Source organism: Staphylococcus sp. HMSC069E10, assembly GCF_001809205.1.
Lineage (GTDB): Bacteria > Bacillota > Bacilli > Staphylococcales > Staphylococcaceae > Staphylococcus > Staphylococcus hominis.
The window spans coordinates 1-216 of record NZ_KV796502.1 but is presented as its reverse complement, the minus strand read 5'-3'; the positions used below and the strand labels follow the sequence as shown (position 1 = coordinate 216).

Annotated in this window: 1 rRNA gene; it reads left to right on the top strand. The window is 40.7% G+C overall.

Features of this window, described 5'->3' with window-relative positions:
• Positions 1 to 105 precede the first annotated feature (105 nt).
• Positions 106 to 216: ribosomal RNA gene (locus HMPREF2561_RS10225) — 16S ribosomal RNA — on the top strand; the annotation flags it as partial.

Genomic DNA, 216 nt, shown 5'->3' with positions numbered 1-216 from the left:
GAACATTGAAAACTGAATGACAATATGTCAACGTTAATTCCAATAAAGTAACTTAAATGTTACAAACACTATTTAGTATTATGAGCTAATCAAACATCATAAATTTTTATGGAGAGTTTGATCCTGGCTCAGGATGAACGCTGGCGGCGTGCCTAATACATGCAAGTCGAGCGAACAGACGAGGAGCTTGCTCCTTTGACGTTAGCGGCGGACGGG